We start from the raw sequence: 1,085 nt of genomic DNA, 5'->3' as shown, positions 1-1,085 counted from the left end.
GGGCGCGAAAGATTTCGCCTTTTTTTGTACCGAGTAATATTATCAATATGATAGCGGGCAACCTATCAGTCAAGTATGGTTTAAAAGGCCCTAATTATGCCATCGTCACCGCCTGTTCAACGGGAACACATAGCATTGGAAATGCAGCCCGTTTAATTGAATATGGGGACGCAGATGTGATGATTGCCGGTGGTGCTGAAATGGCCAGTTCAGAAATGGGTATAGGCGGGTTTGCCGCTTCCCGCGCCTTATCCACCCGTAACGATTCGCCAGAAACCGCCAGTCGCCCCTGGGAGAAAGAGCGTGATGGTTTTGTTCTTAGCGACGGAGCAGGCGTATTGGTACTCGAAGAATATGAATATGCAAAGCAGCGCGGCGCACGTATTTATGCAGAATTGCTGGGATCCGGAATGAGTGGTGATGCTTATCACATGACTTTACCGCCAGCAGACGGCGAAGGAGCGCGACGCTGTATGTTAAATGCTTTGCGTAATGCCCAATTAAATCCAGAACAAGTCGATTACATCAACGCACATGGCACATCAACGCCTGCCGGTGATAAAGCGGAAACACTGGCTATTAAAAAAGCATTTGGTGAACAAAAATTAGCCGTGAGTTCGACTAAATCCATGACTGGACATTTGTTAGGGGCGGCAGGTGGCTTAGAGGCGATATTTAGTGTGTTAAGTATTCGTGATCAAATCGCACCGCCTACTATTAATCTATTTAACCTTGATCCTGAATGTGAAGGTTTAGACTATGTACCCCATCAGGCGAAGGAAATGAAGATAGAGGTCGCATTATCAAACTCATTTGGATTTGGCGGAACGAATGGGACGTTAGTATTTAAACGTCTAAAATAGGTGAGTTATGGCGAAAAGAATTGCCTTGTTTAATCATAAGGGCGGGGTCAGCAAAACCACAACGACCTTTAATTTAGGCTGGATGTTAGCTTTAAAAGGTAAGCGGATCATTATGGTTGATGCTGACCCGCAATGTAAACTGACAGGGCTTGTATTGGCTGAAGAAGAATTTGAGGATTTTTATGAAAATCCAAATAATCACCATCTGAAAAAAAGTCTCAT

Annotated in this window: 2 protein-coding genes; both read left to right on the top strand. The window is 44.6% G+C overall.

The features are described 5' to 3' along the window. The coding region (locus GY683_RS00065) for a beta-ketoacyl-ACP synthase II (protein ID WP_297286815.1) at positions 1-863 on the top strand (863 nt) is incomplete at its 5' end. A 7-nt stretch (positions 864-870) separates the two neighbouring features. Beyond that, positions 871-1,085: ParA family protein (locus tag GY683_RS00060; RefSeq protein WP_297286814.1), on the top strand; the 215-nt coding region annotated here is incomplete at its 3' end.

Source organism: Moraxella sp. (genome assembly GCF_024227015.1).
In the GTDB taxonomy this organism is placed as follows: Bacteria; Pseudomonadota; Gammaproteobacteria; order Pseudomonadales; family Moraxellaceae; genus Moraxella.
This window is presented reverse-complemented; position numbering and strand designations above follow the sequence as displayed.